15 protein-coding genes are annotated in these 19,432 nt (G+C 73.7%); 6 read left to right on the top strand and 9 right to left on the bottom strand.

Annotated elements, in window-relative coordinates:
- Positions 1-192 precede the first annotated feature (192 nt).
- From V6U79_RS22955 to V6U79_RS22965, 3 genes are read right to left on the bottom strand one after another with little or no spacing between them, the layout of a single operon-like run.
- Entirely contained in the window at positions 193-1,626 is a 1,434-nt protein-coding gene (locus tag V6U79_RS22955; RefSeq protein ID WP_334615783.1) for a ferredoxin reductase family protein, read from the bottom strand.
- Complete coding sequence (locus V6U79_RS22960; protein WP_334615784.1) at positions 1,623-2,990, bottom strand: DUF1501 domain-containing protein; 1,368 nt, start codon at positions 2,988-2,990, stop codon at positions 1,623-1,625. Before V6U79_RS22960 ends, V6U79_RS22955 begins: the two co-directional genes overlap by 4 nt.
- Before the next feature lie 20 nt (positions 2,991-3,010).
- The gene (locus V6U79_RS22965; RefSeq protein ID WP_334532996.1) at positions 3,011-5,095 is read right to left on the bottom strand and encodes a DUF1800 family protein; all 2,085 of its coding nucleotides are present in this window, start codon (positions 5,093-5,095) and stop codon (positions 3,011-3,013) included.
- 450 nt (positions 5,096-5,545) lie between these two features.
- On the opposite strand from V6U79_RS22965, the gene V6U79_RS22970 reads away from it, so the two are divergent.
- Positions 5,546-5,803, top strand: coding sequence for a DUF3040 domain-containing protein (locus tag V6U79_RS22970; RefSeq protein WP_334532999.1), 258 nt, complete (start codon positions 5,546-5,548; stop codon positions 5,801-5,803).
- 655 nt (positions 5,804-6,458) lie between these two features.
- Here the strand turns inward: V6U79_RS22970 and V6U79_RS22975 are convergent.
- Together V6U79_RS22975 and V6U79_RS22980 are read right to left on the bottom strand one after the other, a co-directional pair.
- On the bottom strand, positions 6,459-7,319 hold the full coding sequence (locus tag V6U79_RS22975; protein WP_334615836.1) for an SWIM zinc finger family protein: 861 nt from the start codon (positions 7,317-7,319) through the stop codon (positions 6,459-6,461).
- 125 nt (positions 7,320-7,444) lie between these two features.
- A complete protein-coding gene (locus V6U79_RS22980) occupies positions 7,445-10,663 on the bottom strand; it encodes a DEAD/DEAH box helicase (RefSeq protein ID WP_334615785.1) in 3,219 nt (1,072 codons plus the stop codon).
- Positions 10,664-10,723: 60 nt separating this feature from the next.
- Between V6U79_RS22980 and V6U79_RS22985 the strand changes: the two genes are divergently transcribed.
- Positions 10,724-11,590 carry a carbohydrate kinase family protein gene (locus V6U79_RS22985; protein ID WP_334615786.1) on the top strand — a complete coding sequence of 289 codons (867 nt, stop codon included), beginning with the start codon at positions 10,724-10,726 and terminating at the stop codon, positions 11,588-11,590.
- A gap of 67 nt (positions 11,591-11,657) precedes the next feature.
- Entirely contained in the window at positions 11,658-11,861 is a 204-nt protein-coding gene (locus V6U79_RS22990; protein ID WP_334533008.1) for a DUF8847 domain-containing protein, read from the top strand.
- Positions 11,862-11,890: 29 nt separating this feature from the next.
- Here the strand turns inward: V6U79_RS22990 and V6U79_RS22995 are convergent, their stop codons facing one another.
- Together V6U79_RS22995 and V6U79_RS23000 are read right to left on the bottom strand one after the other, a co-directional pair.
- Positions 11,891-13,039, bottom strand: a complete 1,149-nt coding sequence (locus V6U79_RS22995; RefSeq protein WP_334533011.1) for a polysaccharide pyruvyl transferase family protein — start codon at positions 13,037-13,039, stop codon at positions 11,891-11,893.
- 58 nt (positions 13,040-13,097) lie between these two features.
- Positions 13,098-13,670, bottom strand: a complete 573-nt coding sequence (locus V6U79_RS23000) for a TetR/AcrR family transcriptional regulator (protein ID WP_334615787.1) — start codon at positions 13,668-13,670, stop codon at positions 13,098-13,100.
- A gap of 77 nt (positions 13,671-13,747) precedes the next feature.
- Here V6U79_RS23000 and V6U79_RS23005 point away from each other — a divergent pair, with 77 nt between their 5' ends.
- From V6U79_RS23005 to V6U79_RS23015, 3 genes are all read left to right on the top strand, one after another.
- Positions 13,748-14,317, top strand: coding sequence for a dihydrofolate reductase family protein (locus V6U79_RS23005; protein WP_334615788.1), 570 nt, complete (start codon positions 13,748-13,750; stop codon positions 14,315-14,317).
- Between the two features lie 41 nt (positions 14,318-14,358).
- Positions 14,359-15,309, top strand: a complete 951-nt coding sequence (locus V6U79_RS23010) for an aminoglycoside phosphotransferase family protein (protein ID WP_334615789.1) — start codon at positions 14,359-14,361, stop codon at positions 15,307-15,309.
- A gap of 98 nt (positions 15,310-15,407) precedes the next feature.
- Positions 15,408-17,423 carry a DUF6541 family protein gene (locus V6U79_RS23015; protein ID WP_334615790.1) on the top strand — a complete coding sequence of 672 codons (2,016 nt, stop codon included), beginning with the start codon at positions 15,408-15,410 and terminating at the stop codon, positions 17,421-17,423.
- 133 nt (positions 17,424-17,556) lie between these two features.
- Here V6U79_RS23015 and V6U79_RS23020 read toward each other — a convergent pair whose 3' ends face one another.
- The gene (locus V6U79_RS23020; protein ID WP_334533025.1) at positions 17,557-18,102 is read right to left on the bottom strand and encodes a PASTA domain-containing protein; all 546 of its coding nucleotides are present in this window, start codon (positions 18,100-18,102) and stop codon (positions 17,557-17,559) included.
- Between the two features lie 186 nt (positions 18,103-18,288).
- Positions 18,289-19,422 carry a DUF4236 domain-containing protein gene (locus V6U79_RS23025; protein WP_334533028.1) on the bottom strand — a complete coding sequence of 378 codons (1,134 nt, stop codon included), beginning with the start codon at positions 19,420-19,422 and terminating at the stop codon, positions 18,289-18,291.
- Positions 19,423-19,432: the final 10 nt, after the last annotated feature.

The following is a 19,432-nucleotide window of genomic DNA, read 5'->3' on the forward strand; positions in this document are numbered from 1 at the left end:
TCCGACTTGCGGCGGTCGGGCTGGGCGCCGCGCCCCGGGCCGGCTCGCCCGGGGTGGCCGGCGCCTGGGCGGCGGGGACGTCCGGGGCGGCCTGGCCGGCGCCGGGGGCGCCCTTGAGCACCACCAGCACGGTGGTGCTGGCGGCGAGACCGGTGACCGCGAGGAGCGCGCGACGCATCAGGTGGTGCCTTCCTACAGCTCGAAGGGGGCGAGGTGGATCTGCCGGCGGGGCACGCCGGCGGCGCGCAGCGCCCGCACCGACTCCGCCACCAGCCCGGACGGGCCGCACAGGTAGACGTCGCGGCGAACCAGGTCGGGCACCAGTCCGCGCAGCCCCTCGGGGCTCATCACCTGGCGCGGGCCGGGATCGTCGCGGCGGCCGACGACGTACCAGACGGAGGTGTGCCGGGCCTGCGCCAGCCAGTCCAGTTCGTGGTGCAGCAGCACGTCGGCCGGCGTACGGGCGCGGTAGATCAGCGCGGCGCCGGGCGGCAGCTCCTCCAGCATCGCCCGGAGCGGGGCGATGCCGCTGCCCCCGGCGATCAGCAGGGCCCGCTCCCGGGTGCGGTGCGCGGCGGTGAAGGTGCCCGACGGGCCCTCCGCCCAGACCCGGGTGCCGGCGTCGAGGTCGCGCAGGTCGGCGGTGTGCCCGCCGACCACCTTGACGGTCAGCCGCAGCCAGCGGCCGTTGGCGGCGGCGGAGAGCGAGAACGGGTGCGACTGCCACCAGCAGCCCGGGGTGAGGAAGCGCCAGCGGAAGTACTGCCCGCCGAGCATGTCCAGCTGGTTGAGGCGCCGGCCGGTCAGGTAGATGGAGACGGTGTCGGGGCTCTCCGCCACCACGTCGGCGACCCGCAGCCGGTGCCGCAGGTTGAGCCGCAGCGGAGCGACCACCCGACCCCAGACCAGGGCGGCGACCACCAGCAGGTACGCGGTGATCCAGCCGGTGCGCACCGGTCCCGGGGAGTAGAGCTGGGCGCCGTTGCTGAACTGGTGGGCGTAGCCCAGCAGCAGGGCGAGGTAGCTGGTCAGGTGCAGGTGGTACCAGAGTTCGTAGGGCATCGCCCGACGGATCGCCCGGATGCCGGTGAAGCCGACCGCCACCATGATGCCGGCCGCGACGAACGCGGAGACCATGTCCTCGTAGTCGCGCAGCAGCGCGCCGACCTGGCCGGGGACCGAGTTGCCCTCCACCTTCGCGTAGCCGACGGTGAGCAGCGACAGGTGCGCCAGCACCGCGACCAGCAGGGTCGCGCCGACGTCCCGGTGCAGTTTGGAGATCCGCTCGCCGCCGAGCGTGCGTTCCAGCACGCCGAGGCGGCTCATCATCAGCACCTGGACCAGCAGCAGGTAGCCGGCGACCAGGCCGGTGATCCGGCCGCCCGCGGTGAGCACGTCGGCGGTGCCGGCCAGCGAGCCGGCCGGGGTGTCCAGCCACCAGGGCAGCACGGCGGCCACCAGGCCGAGCCAGAAGAGCGCCGCCAGGGCCCGCCGCCCGCCCGGCCCACGGCGTGGCAGCGCCGGGGGCAGAGGCGGGGGCGGGGGTACGGGGGCAGCCGAACGGCCGCCGTGCGGGAGCTGGCTCCCGCCACGACGGCCGGCGGCGTGGAGGTCCTGGTACGTCACGCGTAGAGCTTCATGGGGGTGTACTTCTGCCTCGGGAAGATCTTGTCCACCTCGGCGTTGGTCAGGCCGAACCGGCCCTGCGCCACGGCTCCGTAGACGTTGAACATGTTGTTGTACTCGGGTACGTCGCCGGAGTCCAGATCGTTCAATCCGTTCCAGTTGCCGAGCAGCGATCCGGCGAGCTTGCGGCCGGACAGGATGGTGACCACCCCGCCGTGGCCGTGGTCGGTGCCGCCGCCGTTGGAGGCGACCCGGCGCCCGAACTCGCTGGACACCATGATCGTCACGTCGGCGGACTCGTCGCCCAGGTCGGTGAAGAACGCGGCCATCGCGTTCGCCAGCTCGGTCAGCCGCTGGTGCAGCTGACCGCCCTCCCGGGTGCCCTGGTTCTCGTGGGTGTCGTAACCACCCATGCCCACCGTGGCGACCCGGACGTTCGCCCCGCCCTTGATCAGCTGGGCGAGCTGCTGGAACGCGCCACCGACGCCCTCGTACCGGACGCCCTCGGCCGGCTGGTACGGCTTGGCGGCGAGCCGCTGCGCGGTCGCCAGCGCGCCCATGCCGTCGAGCACCGCCTCCTCCACCGGGTGGTTGATCCCGGTGAAGAGGCCACGGATGGCCTTCTCGGTGGCCGCCCGGTACCTGTCGTCGCCGTTGAGCCGCAGCGAGCCGACGCTGTTGAGCGAGATCGCCCCGTTGTTGCCCACCAGCGACCGGGGCAGGGTGCTGCCGATGCCGACGCTGCGGAACGCGGTGCCCTTGCCGAGCGTGTCGACCAGGCCGTCCAGCCAGCCGCGGCCGCCGGTCTCGCTGGGCAGGCCGCCCAGGTTGCAGGCGTCGGCCGCCTGGAAGTGGCTGCGGGACAGCCGCTCGTCGGAGACCGCCGGGATGAAGCCGAGCTGACCGGCCTTGAGCCACTGCTCCAGCGGCTTGAACGCGCTGGTCAGCTTGAAGCCGCGGCCCACGGCCAGCGAGTCGTCACCGAGCAGCAGGTCGGGCCGGGCCTTGCCGAGCACCGGGTCGTCGGCCGGGGCGACCACGCTCAGACCGTCCAGCCCGCCGTAGAGGAAGACGTGGATGAGCGTGCCGGTCTTGGTGGCGGCGAACGACGCCGAGGTGGTGACGAACTGGGCGGTGGCCAGCGCGGTGGCGGTGGCGGCGGCGCCGGCGACGAAGGTCCGCCGGGTCACGCCGCGACCGTCCTGCTGGGCCTCCTCCAGGTCCTCCAACCGGCGGTAGCGGTCCCGCTCGGCGGCGTTCTCGGCGGCGACGACGTCCGCCTCGGCGCGCAGCAGCGCCTCGGCCGGGTTGTCGGCCAGCCGCCGCAGGTCGGGGCATTCGGGGTGCAGGGGGAACGTGTGCACAGTCTTCTCCATCGGGTGCCTCACCGGAGGTGGTGCTGGGGGGAAGCGAGGATCGCCCGCGCGACGGCGGTGATGGCCCCGTTGAACGTGGCGTCGACCTTCGCGGTCGCCGGCACACCGGCGACGCCGAGGATCAGGTTCTTCTCCTTGGCGCTGAGCTTCTGGTGCACCAACCGCTGGGCCAGCGCGTCCACGTACGCCCCGGCGGTCGCCGGCGGCTTCGCCACCAGCTTCTCCGGCTTGGTGAACGTGAACTGGGTGCGGTAGCCGGCGACCAGCTCACCGGCCTCGTTCCAGCCGTTGACCATCGTGCCGGCGGAGGTCCAGGCGACGTAGACGTCCGGGTAGCCGTCCGGGGTGGGCTGACCCAGCGGGTAGTGGCCCAGCTCGCGCAGCTTGTCCTGGATCTGCCGCAGCCCCTGGGCGAACGCGGTGCGCCCGCTGTCGCCCTGCTTGAACCCCGGCGCGGCCTCCGGCGAGACGCCGAGGGTCCGGTAGGTGGCGACCAGGTACTCCATCGGTCGGCGCACCTTCTGCCCCACCGACGCCCAGAACTCCGAGGAGCTGAAGAGCGTCATCAGCAGCGGCTTCACCATGCCCTTGTTGATCGTGTACGTCTTGGCCAGCCGGTCCACCAGGGACTTCGGCGGGGTGTCGGAGACGAACCGGGTGGCCAGGCTGCGCGCCACGTACTGGGCCGTCGACGGGTGCAGCGCGATGTAGGTGAGGTACGCGTCGATGACCTGGTCGGCGGTCTTCGGGTCGGCGGAGTTGTTCGGGTGGCTGAACCCGAGGATCTTCACCTTGCCCAGGTAGTGCCGGTCCGGGCGGAAGACGTACTCCCCGTCGTTGACGCTGCGGCCGGTCTGCAGCAGGGCCGCCTGCCGGACGTCCTTCTCGGTGTAGCCGCCGTCGACGCCGACCGAGTAGAGCTCCAGGTTCTCCCGGGCGAGGTTCTCGTTGACCGCCTTCGCGCTGGAGTCGACCTGGTTCAGGTAGAGCAGCAGCGCGGGGTGCTTGTTCGCGGCCACCAGCATGTCCGGGTAGCTGCCCAGGGCGTGCTTGCGGATGACGTCGCGGTCGAAGGAGTTGCGGTACACCTCGCCGCCGTCGAAGTCGCCGGCGACGTGCAGGAAGTCGTTCCAGAAGTCGACCATGACCTCGAAGAGCTGCCGCTCCGACCAGATCTGCCGGGCGAGGGTGGCGTCCACCATCTCCCGCTCCGGCTGCGCGCCCCGCTCGTTGAGCTGGTCGCGCTGGTCGCGCAGCTGGCGGGTGCTCAACTTGAGGGTGGGCAGGTCGGCCAGCTTCAGCTCGGCCCGGCTGGGGGCGATCTTCTCCGGGTCCAGCTGCGCGCGGAGCCAGCCGTCGATGCCCATCCGCTTGATGTCGGCGAGCACCTTGGGCGTGGCGCCGAAGGTGGCCCGGCTGGCGAGGTGCCGGATCGGGTCCTTCGCGAGGACCGTCTTCACCGTCACCGGGGTCTCCGCGGCGGCGGCGGCCGGGCCGGAGAAGGTGCGGCCACCGGCGGGGGCGTTCTTCTTCAGCGCCGCGCCGGCCCGGGAGCCCATGTAGCTCTCGTTCTGCTCGGTGTAGGTGCGCACCGTGCTCGGCTGCTGGCCGCTGGGACGCGCGGCGGTGCCGTCGGTGACGGTGGTGCCGGTGGCGTCGCCGGCGATCCGCACCTCGTCGCCGCCGAACAGGCCACGGACCTGGGGGCTCATCCCCAGCGCGACGCCGCCGGCGACCACGGCGGCGGTGCCGCCGATCGCGACGAGGGCCCGCCGCCGGCCCACCTGGTCACCACCACGGTCGCCGTTGTCGTCCAGGTTGGGCAGTCCGGTGCCGGCGGGCTGCTGGAACGACTGCCGGCCGAGCCCCTGCGGACCGACCCACTGCGGCCCGCGGGCGGGCTGCGGGGCGGGGTGTCCGGCGTGGACGTACTCGCCGTGCGGGGCGCTCTGGCCGCCGTACGGGTGGGCGGTCTGGTAGCCGTACGGCGTGGCGCCGGGCACATCGCGGTATCCGTCCGCGGTGGGGTGCTGTCGCCCGTCCCAGCCGCGGTCGTCCCGCGCTCGGCGTGGTGGCACATTCTGGTCGGCCATGTACCAATCCCGTTTTCTTCAAGGCGCCGACACGCTGCGACCGGGGCGGGGCGGAGGGTGCGGCGACTGTTGCCTGAGGAGTTGCTACGGGAAAGTAGCCAAGGGGTTCGACGCCTTCAAGGCGCTCGATCGCTCGCCGGGACCGCACTTAAGCCAGTACTCAGCACGTCGCGCCGCGGGTGGATTTGGGCCGGGCCGGGCACGGACGTCCGGAGCAGGCACGACACGTACGCCGACGGCCCGGACGTAACGTTTGGCCCTAACGCGGCGCTGATGGCGCCGTTCACGGGCACAGGGAAACTTAAGGAACGGATAAGCCTGCGCTGAGGTCGCCGCGAGGTCCGGGGCGGGTCGCGGCAGGCGGCGAAGTAGCAGCGACGCGAGGGCGTGAGCCGCCGCCGCAGCGGGTAAGCCGCCGTACCGCTGAAGCCGTGAGGGGAAGGCACCGCCATGCTCAGCAAAGAGGATCAGCGCAGATTCGACCAGATCACCCGCCAGCTCCGGGAGAGCGATCCGAAGTTCTTCGCGAGACTCGACCATCGGGCGCGAGCCCGACGTGGACGGCTGCTGATGCTGCTGACGATCGTGCTCTGGGCGTCGCTGCCGGCGATGACCGTGCTGGCCGGACGGATGGCCGGCGCGATCTGCGCCGTGGTGTTGGCGGTCAACGCCGGTCTCATGTGGCGCTTCCGCCGCCGCTGGCTGTGACACCGCCGGCTCTGCCACGCCGCAGGTCCTGGACAGCCGGCGCTCGTCTGGACCGCCAGCTGTCCAGGATCCGGCGGGCACGCAACCGCACCGGCTCGCCGCGCTCCACACCGGCCCCGGTGTGACCACCGCGGTCCTCGTGCCCGGTGCGCTCCTCGTGCCCGGTGCGCTCCTCGTGCCCGGTGCGCTCCTCGTGCCCGGCCGCGGCCATCGTCCGGTGCGGACCTCGTATCCGGGCCCTCCTGTCCGCTGCGACCCACGTCCGGCGCGGCCCGCGTGTGCGGCCCTGACGTCCGGTGCGACCGCATCCAGTGTGCCTTTGGACCTGATGACGCGAACGACTCACGCGGCCCTCGCGTCCGCTGCGCCCTTTGGACCTGATGACGCGAACGACTCACGCGGCGCGCGATTGGGTGAGTCGTTTACGTCATCAGCTCCAAAGCGTCCGGAACAGTGATGGCCGACGACCTGAATCCGGCCCCGCCGTCGCGCCACACGGCGGCGGGGCCACGCAGGCCGGGGCCCGCAGCCAGCTTCGCGCCGGCCAGGCTCGCGCAGGCCAGGCCAGCAGGCCGGGTTCGCGCAAACCAAGCCAGCAGGCCAGGCTCGCGCAAGCCGGGTCAGCAGGCCGCACCGCGCAGGCAGGCGGGCGCGGTCAGGATCCGTCGAAGGTCCGGTACGCCCGGCGCAACCGCTCCAGCAGGCCCGGACCACCGATCGCCGGGGCGGGTGCGCCGAGCTGCCGGAGCAGCAGTTCCGCCCCGGTGGCCAGGGTGGGCGGCCGGTCCGGCAGCGGCACGGGCGGCAGCCAGAAGCGGTCGACCGCCTCGTCCAGCGCCGCGGCGGGCAGGTCCGCGAGCACCCGCGCCGCCCCGGCGGCCGGTGGCGGTTGCGCTGGTGGCGCCGCCTTGTCCGCCGGTGCCCGGCCGGACGCCTCCGGTACCGCGTCCGCAGTAGAGGGCGGGGTCACGCCAGCGCCGGCGCGCAGCGCGCGGAGCCGGTCCAGCAGCTCGGCCCGGCTGCGGCCACGCCAGTGCAGCAGCTGGAACGGGTCCGCGTCGAACGCCTCGGCGAGCAGGTAGAAGGTCGCCGCCAGGTGCTTGCACGGCACCGCGAAGTCGGGACAGCTGCACCGCTGGGTCAGCTCTGCCACCCCGGCCGGGAAGAGCGGCGCGCCCGCCTCGGCGAAGACCTCCTCCAGCTCGGCCGGGAGGTCACCGGCGAGCAGCCGGGCGCTGAAGAACGCCTGCCCGGCCAGCTCCCGCTCGACCCGCTCCCACAGCGCCGGGGGGAACGGCGCCAACGCGATGTCGACCCGGTACGGCTCGGCCCGGGAACCCTGCACGGTGGCCTCGACCCGGCCGGGCTTGACGTCGAGCCGGAGCACCTGGCCGCGCCGCGCGTACGACCGGCCCCGGGTCAGCCGGGTGCCGAGGGCGAAGGACTCGAGCACCTCCAGGAAACGCCGCGACCACCAGGAGACGCCGATCGCTCCCCGGGTGCTCCGCGCCTTCAGGCCACCGTCGACCCGGCGTGGCCGGCCGAAGTCGGCGAACCGACCACCGGCCGCGCCGCCGTCGGGGCCCGGGGCGCCGTCGGGGCCCGACCCGTCGTCGTCGGGGCGGGGTACGGCGGGGCGGGTCACTCGACCACCGCCCCGGCCTCCAGCGCGAACAGCTCCCGCAGCTGGGCGGTGGAGAGTTCGGTGACCCACTGCTCGCCACTGCCCACCACGGACGCGGCCAGGCCCCGCTTCTCGGAGATCATCGCGGCCACCTTCTCCTCGACGGTCCCGGCGCAGACGAACTTGCGCACCTGCACCCGCCGGCGCTGACCGATCCGGAACGCCCGGTCGGTCGCCTGGTCCTCCACCGCCGGGTTCCACCACCGGTCGACGTGGACGACGTGGTTGGCCGCGGTCAGGGTGAGCCCGGTGCCGCCGGCCTTGAGCGAGAGGACGAAGAGCGCCGGGCCGTCCGGGGACTGGAAGCGGGTGACCATGGCGTCCCGGTCGGCCTTGCCCACACCGCCGTGCAGGAAGAGCACCTCGCGGCCGAACCGGGCCGACAGGTGACCGCGCAACATCCCGCCGAACTCGGCGTACTGGGTGAAGAGCAGGGCCTTCTCCCCGGCGGCGAGCACCTCGTCGACGATCTCCTCCAGCCGTTCCAGCTTGCCGGAGCGCCCGGGCAGCGCCGACCCGTCGCGCAGCAGCTGCGCGGGGTGGTTGCAGACCTGCTTGAGCCGGGTCATGGTGGCCAGCACCAGGCCGCGCCGCTCCATCCCGTCGCTGGACTCGATCTTCGCCAGCATGTCGTCGACGATCGCCCGGTAGAGCGAGGCCTGCTCGGCGGTCAGGTTGCAGAGCACCTCCATCTCCAGCTTCTCCGGCAGGTCGGAGATGATCGAGGAGTCGGTCTTGAGGCGACGCAGCACGAACGGGCCGGTCATCCGGCGCAGCCGGGCCGCGACCTCGGCGTCGCCGTGCCGCTCGATCGGCACCGCGTACGACTGCCGGAAGCTCGACGCCGGGCCGAGCAGCCCCGGGTTGGCGAACTGCATGATCGACCAGAGGTCGGCCAGCCGGTTCTCCACCGGCGTACCGGTGACCGCGACCCGGTGCCGCGCGGGCAGCGCGCGGACCGCCTCGGCCTGCCGGGTCGAGGCGTTCTTGATCGCTTGCGCCTCGTCCACCACCACCCGGTGCCAGCCCACGGAGGCCAGCTCGACGGCGTCCCGGGCGGCCACCGAGTAGGTGGTCAGCACCAGGTCGGCGGCGTGCACCGCCTCGGTGAACTCCGCCCCCCGGGCCCGCTCCGCGCCGTGGTGCACGTGGACGCGCAGCCCCGGCGTGAACTTCGCCGCCTCCCGCTGCCAGTTGCCGACCAGCGACATCGGGCAGACCAGCAGGGTCGGTCCGGCCTCCGGCGGGTCCCCGGCCAGCAGGGCGAGCAGCTGCACCGTCTTGCCCAGCCCCATGTCGTCGGCGAGCACCCCGCCGAGCCCGAGCGACTGGAGGAAGGCCAGCCAGGCCAACCCCCGCCGCTGGTACGGCCGCAGGGTGCCGGTGAAGCCCGGCGGCGGGTCCAGCGGGGTGAGTCGCCGCTCGGCCTGACCGGCGAGCAGATCACCCAGCGGGCCGTCGGCGGTCACCTCCAGCACCGGTAGCGCGTCGGGTTGCTCCGCCCCGGCCAGGCCCATCCGGAGCAGGTCGGCGACGGTCAGCTCGCCGGAGGAGCGGAGCAGCCGCAGACCGGCGGCGAGCCGCTGCGGGTCCAGCTCCACCCACCGGCCGCGCAGCCGTACCAGTGGGGTCTTCAGCTCGGCCAGCGCGGCCAGCTCGTCCTCACCGATGGTCTCGTCGCCGAGCGCCACCTCCCAGCGGTAGTCGACCAGCGCGTTCAGCCCCAGCCCGCCGGAGCTGGTGGTCACCGTGCCCGGCGCGGTGCGGCTACGGGCCTGCAACCGGGCGCCGAGCCGCGCCGACGGCCGCCGCCACCAGGACGGCAGCAGCACGCCGAAACCGGCGGCGTGCAGCACCGGTGCGCCGTCGCGGAGAAACCGGTGCGCGCCCTCGACGTCCAGCTCCAACCCTTCGGGGGCGGGGGTACGCAGCGCGTCGTCCAGCTCCGGCCAGAGCCGCCCGGCCCGGCCCAGCTCGGCCAGCAGGGTCTCCTGCGGGCTGTCCAGCCGGCCGACCAGCCCCGGCACGGTCTCCGGCGCCCGCCACACCTGTCCGGCGTCGACGTGCAGGCCCGGCTCGTCGGCGGCCTGGAGGCCGAACTCGATGCGCCAGCGGCCGGCCGGACGGACCACGGTCGCGGGGTCGGCCGGCACCACCACCAGCGGATCGACGACCTCGTCCTCCGCCGGCTCGACCAGCCGGAAACTGGCCCGCACCGCGCCGCCCGCGGCGTCCCGCTGCCAGGCGTCCAGCTCGGCGCGGAGGGTGGCCAGCGCGTCCGGCTCGGCGGTGAACGCGCGGTCGGTGCCGGTCAGCGCGGTCAGCCAGCCCGCCACCGCGCCGATCCGCCGGCCACCCCGGGCCAGGTCGGTGTCGGAGAGGACGACCCGGGCAGCGGCGTCGGTCAGGGCGTCCAGCGCGTCCGCCACCAGCGCGCCCGGCCCCGGGCCTCCGGGCCCGGCACCGACGCCGGCCCGGCCAGCCACGCCGGCCCGGCCAGCCACGCCGGCCCGGCCAGCCGCAACGCCCCGGTCGGCCACGAACCGGTCCGCGGCGCCGGCCGGATCAGCGCTGGTGGCGGCGCGGGCGGCCGGGGGCAGGGCCAGCGCCAGCGAGCGCGCCCAGCCGGCGTCGGCCCCGGTGAGCAGCGGTCGCCAGGCCGCCCAGGCCCTGACGTGGTCGCCGGCCACCCCGTCGGGCTGGCCCGTGGCCGGGTGCGGCTGGTCGGTGAGGACGGGCAGCAGCCGGCCCCGGGCGACCAGGTCGACCGCGAAGTCGGCCAGGCCGGCGAGGTGGCGCAGGGTGGCCCCGGGCACCGCGGCGCAGGTGCCGAGGGCGCGCAGCAGGGTCAACGCGTCGTCCGGGGCGTACCTCAGGACGGGGACGCGCCAGCCGGCCAGGGTGACCGGACCGCGGACCGGTTCGGCGACGCGGACCAGCTCCGGTGAGTCCAGCGGTGAGCCGGCGCGGGTGGGGAGGGTGAGCAGCGCGGACCCGGCCTCGGCCGGGACGTCGCCGAGCACGGCGGCCAGGGTGGCGTGGTCCGCCGCGTACGGGTGGGGACGTTCTCGTGGGGCGCGACCGGGACGGCGCGGGGCCCGGGCCGGCAGCGAGCTGTCCTCCGCCCAGACCGCCAGACCGGCGCCGACCAGCCACAACCCGTGGATGACCAGCACACGCTCCCCCTCGTCGACGCCCGGTGCCAGGATAGGCGGCGGCCGGCTACCGTCGGCGCCATGGTCGACCTCCTCGTGATCGGCGGGCTGGGGGTGGATCTACGGGTACGGGTGCCGGAGATCCCGCTGCCGGCCGCCGATTCGCTCACCGTTCTCCCGATCGACTTCCGGATCGGCAACACCGGCGCCGGGGTGGCCCTGGCCGCGGCCGCGCTCGGGCTGCGGGTGGCGGTGGTCGACGTGCTCGGCGCCGACCCGGCCGGGGAGGTGGTCCGCGCCGCGTTGGCCCGCAGCACGGTCCGGTCGGTGCTGGCCGACGACCCCGGGGGTACCCGCCGGTCGGTGAACCTGGTCGACCCGACCGGGCGGCGGATGTCGCTCTACGACCCCCGGCCCTGGAACGGCGGGGACCCATTCCCGCCGGACGAGCTGGCGGAGCTGGTCCGGGAGGCCGCGCACGTCCACGTGTCGATCATGGATTGGGCGCGGGACCGGCTGCCGGTGCTGCGCGACGCGCTGGCCGACCACGCCGCGCTCTCCACGGACCTGCACGACTGGGACGGCGGGAACCACCGGCCGTTCGCGGAGGCCGCCGACCTGGTCTTCGTCAGCGGCGTACGGCTGGGTGACCGGGCCGCCGCCCTCGCCGCCGGGCTGGCGCCCCGCACGGTCGTGGTGACCCGGGGCGCGGACGGCGCCGACCTGCACCCGGGTGACGGCACGTGGACCCCGGTTCCGGCCACCGTGCCGCCCGCGCCGGTGGTGGACACCAACGGCGCCGGGGACGCCTTCGCCGCCGGCCTGATCGCCGGCCGGCTGCGGGGCGCGTCCCTGCCGGAGGCGGCGCGGTACGCCGCGCGGGTGGCCGCCGCCGCCTGCACCCACGACGGCATGGAGTACCCGCCCGGCCTGCTGCCGCGCCCCTGACGCGGAACGGCGGCCCGCTGCCCCGGCAAACCCTGCGAGGCGGCGGCCGCCGGGGCAGGATGGGCGCATGGCATCAACGGTGAGGATCCCCCTGGCGGACGGCCCGGCCGACGGCGAGACGATCGACGTGGAACTGGACCCCAACGACCGGCCGCCGCTGACCCACCACCACCTCGGCCCGGAAGGGCTGGCCGACGCCCAGATCTACGAGCTGGAGTCGGCCGGGGGCGACCAGCAGTGGTGCTACCGCTGGCGCGGGCCGGCGGTCTGAGCCGACCTCCCGGCCGACCTGCGGCCCGGTCAGGCGGTCATCCTGGTCAGGGATCGGGTGCGCAGGCTCTCCAGCACCGCCCGGGTGACCTGGGAGGTGCCGCGGGCCTCGTCGCAGACCTCGGCGACCCGTTGGGCGGTGGCCGCCGCGCGGGCCTCGCGCTCGTCCCAGAGCTGGTCGACCTCGGCCAGCAGCGGCCCCTCGACCTCCCGTTCCACCCCGCGCAGCGCCGGCACCCCGAGCCGCTGGGCCAGGTCGAAGACCTTCCCGGCGTACGGCAGCGGCAGGAACGGCGTGCCCACCATCGCCGCGAAGATCAGGAAGTGCAGCCGCATGCCGACCGCCAGGTCGAAGTGCTTCATCAGGCCGAGCACCTGCCGCGGTGAGTAGTCGCCGTGCAGGACCCGCCCCCGGTCGGCGGCGACCATGTGGGACATCACGCCGTGCGAGTGCCGGATGTCGTCGCGCTCCATCGGCACGAAGAGCACGTACGCGTCGATCCGGTGCACCAGGAAGTCGCTGATCTGGGCGAGCAGCCGGTGGTACCCGTCGACGTCGAGCCGCTCGGCGGCCCGGCCGGGTTCCCGGACGCTCAGCCCGACCAGCCGCTTGCCGGCGGGCACGCCCTCCTCGCGGAGCAGCCGGGTGGGAAAGTCCTCCGGTTGGAGCAGGAACGCCGGGTCGGCGGTGACGGTGATCGGGTTGAGCAGCCCCGCCTCCTCCAGCACCATTCGGGACTCCTGGTCCCGTACGGTCACCTGGGTGGCGCCGGCCAGGGTCTCCCGCACCATGCCGGTGTCCACGGCGTCGGAGAGCGGCCCGACCCCCACCGCGTAGGTGAGCAGCGGCAGGCCGCGTTCCTGGGCGACCCGGACGACCCGCAGGTAACGGCGGGCCTCCCGGTCGTACAGGATGCCGCCGCCGCCCAGGATGAGCAGGTCCAGTTGGGCCAGCACCTCGGCGGAGTCGACCCGGCTGACCCCTTCCCAGGGCACCGCCTCCACGTCCGGGTGGGCCAGCGCGGTGTGCGCCGGGTTGCGGGAGAACACGATGATCCGGGCGTGGGGCTCCTGGGCACGCAGGTCGTCCAGCAGGCCGGTGAGGATGGCCTCGTCGCCGAGGTTGCGTCCGCCGTACGAGCCGAGCACACCGATGGTCAGTCCGGCGCCGTCTGTCATGCCTCACTCCTCCCCGGGGGTGTCCGGGGCGGGTTCCCGCTGGCCGCGGCGCCATACCTCAGGCGGGGGCGAGCAACCGGGACACCAGGGCGGAGACCACCTCGTCGGGGTGGAACCCGGCATCGATGCTCGTGCTGAGCAGGTCGAGCAGGAGGCCGTCCATCGCGTAGTGCAGGAGCGCGACCTCGAACGCCCCGCCGGGCAGGCCGGCGGCGACGTGGAAGGCGACGTCGTCGCGGTAGCCGCGGCGCAGGGTGTCGCCCAGGATCCGGGCCAGGCCGGGCCGCCGGACCGCCTCCAGGCGCAGTTCGATCAGCGCCCGGGTCAGCTCGGGCTGGGCGGTGGTGCGCTCGACGATGTAGCGCACGTAGTCGGTGACCAGTTCCAGGGACGGTTCGCGGGCGCCCAGCTCGGCCAGCCTCCCGTCGTCCGGGGCGAACCGTTCCATGATCCGCTCGCCGAGCGCGCCGAGCAGGGCGTCGCGGGAGCGGAAGTAGTTGGAGGCGGTGCCGAGCGGCACGCCGGCCTCGGCGTCGACCGCGCGGTGGGTGAGCCCCCGCGCCCCGGTCGCCGCGAGCACCCGCAACCCCGCGTCGGCCAGCAGGGCGCGCCGTTCCAGGTTCCTCGCCATGGGAAACACCCTAGCACCGACCACGACATCTGTCGTAGTCTCCCAACCACGACATCCGTAGTGATTGAGGAGTTCGTTTGCGCAAGCTCGTGTACTACGTCGCCAGCACCCTCGACGGCTTCATCGCCGCCCCCGACGGGTCGGCCGACTTCTTCCCGCTGGAGGAGGACGTGCGGGCGTACCTGGCGGCCACCTGGCCGCAGACCTTCCCCACCTTCACCCACGCGCGGTTCGGCATCGACCGCCCGCAGGGGCGCTTCGACGCGGTGGTGATGGGCCGGGCCACCTACGACCCGGCACTGAAGATCGGCGTCACCAGCCCGTACGCGCACCTGAGGCAGTACGTCTTCTCCCGCTCCCTGGCCCCGGCGGACCACCCGGACGTGGAGATCGTCGACGGCGACCCGGTCGCCTTCGTGCGGGAGTTGAAGCAGCGTGACGGCGAGGACATCTGGCTCTGTGGCGGCGGGCAGCTCGCCGGTCAGCTCCTGCCGGAGGTGGACGAGCTGGTACTCAAGGTCAACCCGTTCGTGGTGGGCAGCGGTGTCCCGCTCGCCGCTCGGGAGTTCGACCCGCGCCGCTTCCGCCTGCTGGAGACCCGCCCGTTCGACAGCGGCGTGGTCGTGCTGCGCTACCTGGCCGGGTAACCCGGTTGCCCACGGGCTCCGGCCTCGGCCACCGTGGATGGATGAGGGAGCTGGTGAGGACCCGGATCGGCTGGACCGACCTGCCCGGCCACGTCCGGTCCGCCGTGGAGGAGATCCTCGGCGACCGGGTGGTCGAGGCGGTGTCGCAGCCGGGCGGCTACTCCCCCGGCACCGCCGACCGGGTCCGCACCGCCGCGGGACGACGGGCCTTCGTCAAGGCGGTCAGCCCGGCGCAGAACGCGCGCAGCGTGGCCCTGCACCGGGCCGAGGCGGCCGTCACCGCCGTCCTGCCCGCGCACGCCCCGACGCCCCGGCTGCTCGGCTACCACGACGACGGCGAATGGGTGGCGCTGGTCCTCACCGACGTCGACGGGCGGCACCCGGCGACGCCGTGGCGGGCCGACGAACTCGACGCCGTGCTGGGCGCGTTGGAGACGATGGCCGCGGCGCTCACCCCCAGTCCGGTCGCGCACGTGCCGACCGCCGCCGAGCGGTTGACCCACGACTTCACCGGCTGGCACCGGATCGCCGCCGACCCGCCCGCCCGTCTCGACCCGTGGGCCCGCACCCACCTGGACCAGCTCCGCCACGCCGCCGAGCGGGGTCTCGTCGCGCTCGACGGCGACACGCTCTGCCACCTCGACGCACGAGCCGACAACCTGCTGATCGACGCGACCGGAACGGTCACGGTGGTCGACTGGCCGCACGCCTGCCGGGGCCCCGCCTGGCTGGACACCATGACGCTCCTGGTCAACGTGCGACTGCACGGCGGCCACGACACCGACGCGCTGCTGCGCCGGCTGCCGCTGACCGCCGGCGTCGATCCGGACGCCCTGACCGGCGTGTACGCGGGCCTGGCCGGCTACCTCCTCGACGCCGCCCGGCAGCCACCGCCGCCGGGCATCCCCACCGTCCGGGCCTTCCAGCAGGCCCAGGGCGACGCACTACTGCCCTGGGTACGACAGCGGCTGCGGGATCGGACCATCGGGTAGCCTGCGCCTGCGAAAGGGCCTCCTCGCAAGGTCACACCTGCCTCGACTGCCGAGTTCCGCGACGTCCTGGGACGGGTCGCGCGTCCGGAAGGATGCTCATGCTGACGTACGTGGTCGCTCTGGTGGTGGCCGTCGCCCCCGGGGCACTGCTCGGCTTCGTCCTGCCGCCGGGCCGGTACCGCTGGGCGGTGTGGGCCGCCGCTCCGGCACTGACGCTCGGGTTGACGAGCGCGGCGATGGGGTGGCTGCCGGAGTTCGGCCTGCCCCACAGCGCCCTGGCGGTGCTGATCGCGGAGGTGGTCCTGGCCGGCGCCGCGATCCTCGCCTCACGGCTCGTCGCCCGCGGCCTGGTCGAGCAGAAGGACGGCGACGAAGGACCGCGCCGGCCGCGCCTGCGTCTACCGTCCGTCCGTCCCCGGCGCGCGGACGTCATCGGCATCGCCGTGCCGACGATCATCAGCGTCGGCTACGGCTGGCTGATGCTCGGCCGGTTCATCGCGCCCCCCGGCTGGGACGCCATGCACCACGGTTACTTCAGCCGCCGCATGCTGGAAACGGGCAGCGCCACCATGGCCTCGGCCTGCAGTACGTCCATCGACTCGATCCCCACCTGCGGGTTCTATCCGGTTGCCGCCAACGTCTCGTGGGCCCAGGCGGCGCAGCTGTCGGGCGGACACATCAGCTCGGCCATGACCACCTGGTCGATCCTCGTCGGGCCGCTCGCCCTGGTCGCCGGCGTCTACGCCTGCGTCCGCGCGCTGGGCGGCCGGCCGGTCGTCGCCGCCTGCGCCGCGGTCGCCCCTGCGGTTGTCGGCCCACTCTGGTTCTCCGCGGTCCTCGGCCGGATCACCCAGCTGACCGGTCCGTGCATGGCGGTGGGCATCGCGCTGCTCGTCGCGCTGGCCCTGCGAGGCCGCCACCCCGTGCGGCTGGGTGTGCTCGCGGGCCTCGCGAGCGCCGGACTGATCATGAGCCACACCTACGACATCCTCCTGGCCGGCATGCTGGCGCTGGGCTTCCTCCTGGTGATGCGCGGCCCGCTGACCTTCAGCGGTAGCGCCGCGGGCACCGGCGCGGCCGCGGTCGGCGCCCTGGCGGCACTCGGCCCCTTCCTCGCCGCGCTGACCGGAGCGAACGGCGAACGGGCGTCGTACGCCGCCGCCCTCCCCGGGCAGTTCGGCAAGGCGTTCGAGTACTGGGTCACCGATCCACAGCGCTACGTGCTGTTCGGCTTCCCCTCACCGGGCGGAGGGGACTTCCAGCTCAGCGTGCCGACCATCCGGATCGCCCTGGCGATGACCGTCGTCTGTCTCGCCGCCTCGCCGCTGTGCCTGGTCTTCCGTCAGCTGCGGTGGGCCCGGCCCTGGCTGCTGGCCGGCGTTGTCTTCACCGGCGTCGGGATCTGGACGACGATGTCGGACTCGGCCTCCGCGGCGCTGGTGTCGAGCCTGTGGTACGGGAGCCGGGAACGCCTGCGTCTGCTGATCTTCCCGGTGTACGGCCTGCTCACGGTGGCCGGCGCGGTCGCGATCGGACTGGCGGTGCAGTGGCTGCTGGTGAAGCTCGTCGCCCGGGCAGGGGCGCTGCGGGGATCGACCGCACCGGCCGCGGTGGCCGCCTCGGTCCTGGTGCTCTCCCTGACGCTCCTTGCCGCCGTACCCGCCTCCTGGCGTCCGTTGCGTACCCACTTCACGAGCCTCGCCCCGGTCGACCGGTCCTACCCCGAGCTCTACCGGTGGCTCGCGGACAACACTCCGTCCGGCAAGTCCGTCGCCGCCGACCAGCGGCAGTACCTCACCTGGTCCTACATCGACTACGGCGTGCCGGGCCTGTTCGGCATCGAACCGGTGCCGGCCTTCGAGGCCGCCTACTATCCCGCACGCCTGCGGGCGTGGGACTGGCTGGTCAACAACCGCGGGGCCGAGCCGGGCGGGTGCGAGGTCCGCCGGTTCAACATCGCGTACGTCGTGGTGGACGAACGCCCGCTCGACAAGGGCAACTACGACCTGCGGCGCGTCGCCGCCTCCGATCGGCTGGCCCTGGTGAAGCAGGTGGGCACACTGAACGTCTATCGGGTGACCGAGGCCGGAAGGGCCTGTCCCGTCGCCGGATGAGCCGTGCCCGCCCACCGCAGGACGGTGGACGGGCGACGTCGGCCGGGGGGGTGGCCTGCCACCACCCCGGGCGGACGGCGACGGCCCCGGTACACGAACCCGGGACCGTCGTCGTCCGTTGATGTCAGGTGGGTCAGCCCGTCTTGGTGCAGGTGAGCACCACCAGCTCGTCCAGTTCGACCTTGGTGCCCCGCTTGTGGGACTGCTTCGTCACGGTCCAGTTCTCCGCCAGGATCACCAGGGTGTCGTACTTGTCCCCGCTGCCGAGCTTGATGTTGGTGATGCCGAGCCGCTTGAGCTTGTCCTGAGCGACCGCCGCGTTCATCCCGACGAGGTTCGGCATGGCCACAGTGGTCGGCGCCGGCGGCGGGGCGGGCTGCGTGGTCGCCGGGGCGGTGGTCGGCGGGGTCGTCGTCGGAGCGACGGTGGTCGGGGCGACGGTGGGCTCCGCCACGGCCTGCACGGACGCCTTCGGCTCGGCGGCGGCCTTCTCGTCGCTGTCGTTGCCGAACGACCCGACACCGACTCCACAGCAGAACAGGACGACGGCGCCGACGATGAGGCCGGCGATCATGCCGGTGCTCAGCTTGGGCTTCGCGGTAGCCGCCGCGGGCGGCGGGGGCGGGGCGGCGGCAGCCTGCTCGGGCTGCGACGGGTCGGGGGTAACGGCGTTGCTCACTCGTATGTCTCCTGGTCTCTGTGCAAGGTTCGCGCCGACCCAAGATCACGGTCGGCGCAGGGTGGAGAGTACGAGAGGGGCTTGACGATCTTGCGGATGACCATCAGGGGGCTGAACGTCCTGGGGCGCCTCCTGCGCACGGCGAGCGTCCGCCACCATTGGGCGACCTGTTCCACTCGCCCGTCGTCATGTCGATGCGGCGAGCTCGGCCAGGTCGACGGCGTTGACGAGTTCCGCCAGCGCCGGCTCGCTGTCGAGGTTCAGCGGAAGCAGCTCGAAGGTGCGCGGCCGCTGGTCGAGTAGCAGCTCGGAGTTGGCGTCGTTGACGATGTCCGTGGCGGAGGCCTCGTCCCACCGCACTCCGGCCAGTGCCGCCCGCTCGAACCTGGTCGCCATCAGGCAGGAGACCCGGGGTCGGCCGTAGCTGTCCAGGCCGTCCTGGCGGAGCACGGCCACGCGTGCGGAGGCGATGCCGGGTGCGACCGCGAATGCTTCCCGCACCGTGACGAGGACCTGTCCGCAGACGAACCGCTTGTAGTAGCCGGCGCGCTCGCGCTGCGGCAGCTTCTTCAGGGACAGGTTGCCCGCCTGGGTGGTGGTGGGCATGCGCTCGGGCACGACCTGGTCGACGGCGGGCACGAGGACGACGAGGGAGACCTCGGACCCGGTGACGCCGACGGCGGCGCTGGGCGCCTCGTTGTCCTCGAAGGCTTCCTCGAGAGTTTCGAGAACGACATCCGGCTCGTTGTCGCACAGCTGCTGCCAGCGGTCGTCGAAGTATCGCTGCCAGCCGGCCTGCTGTTCCTTGAGGTTGGCCCACTGTCGCTGGACCTCGGCCTCGGTCCACGCGGCCGCGCGCTGTTTCGCCTCCGCCCGCCTGCCGCGCTCGAAGAAGCCGATGCCGGCCAGGGCGTGCTGCTCGTAGTGGCGGTGGATGCCGACCCGGTCCGGTGCCGCGGGCTCAGGTGCGATGGGTCGGGATGCCGGCGGAAAGTCCACCCGGTGCAGGTCGAGGATGTGCAGGAACGTGTGCAACAGGCTCCGTGCTTCTTCGATCCGCTGCGCCTGCGCCGCCTGGCGCTGCTGCGCGGCGAGCTGGCGCTGGTAGCTCGCCGCCGTGGCGGCCCGAGCCCCGGATCGGCTGCCTCGCCGGCCACCGCCGAGCGAGGTGTAGAACCCGACCGGGCCGACGCCGCTGGAGAAGCCGGTGCTGCCGGCGCCGAAGTGAACCCGGGCGGCCCTCGGGCCGACACTTGTACGGATGCCGCGCGACGAGGCGCGGATACGCACCCCGGGCGCCAGCTTGATTGAGAACCCCACTCGCCGACCG

The organism is Micromonospora psammae (assembly GCF_036902725.1).
Lineage (GTDB): Bacteria > Actinomycetota > Actinomycetes > Mycobacteriales > Micromonosporaceae > Micromonospora.

What these genes read in the sequence shown, in the direction of transcription:
- V6U79_RS22965 (WP_334532996.1), bottom strand. Translation starts at nt 5,095, where the DNA reads ATGGCCGACCAGAATGTGCCACCACGCCGAGCGCGGGACGACCGCGGC.
- V6U79_RS22970 (WP_334532999.1), top strand. Translation starts at nt 5,546, where the DNA reads ATGCTCAGCAAAGAGGATCAGCGCAGATTCGACCAGATCACCCGCCAG.
- V6U79_RS22985 (WP_334615786.1), top strand. Translation starts at nt 10,724, where the DNA reads ATGGTCGACCTCCTCGTGATCGGCGGGCTGGGGGTGGATCTACGGGTA.
- V6U79_RS22990 (WP_334533008.1), top strand. Translation starts at nt 11,658, where the DNA reads ATGGCATCAACGGTGAGGATCCCCCTGGCGGACGGCCCGGCCGACGGC.
- V6U79_RS22995 (WP_334533011.1), bottom strand. Translation starts at nt 13,039, where the DNA reads ATGACAGACGGCGCCGGACTGACCATCGGTGTGCTCGGCTCGTACGGC.
- V6U79_RS23000 (WP_334615787.1), bottom strand. Translation starts at nt 13,670, where the DNA reads ATGGCGAGGAACCTGGAACGGCGCGCCCTGCTGGCCGACGCGGGGTTG.
- V6U79_RS23010 (WP_334615789.1), top strand. Translation starts at nt 14,359, where the DNA reads ATGAGGGAGCTGGTGAGGACCCGGATCGGCTGGACCGACCTGCCCGGC.
- V6U79_RS23015 (WP_334615790.1), top strand. Translation starts at nt 15,408, where the DNA reads ATGCTGACGTACGTGGTCGCTCTGGTGGTGGCCGTCGCCCCCGGGGCA.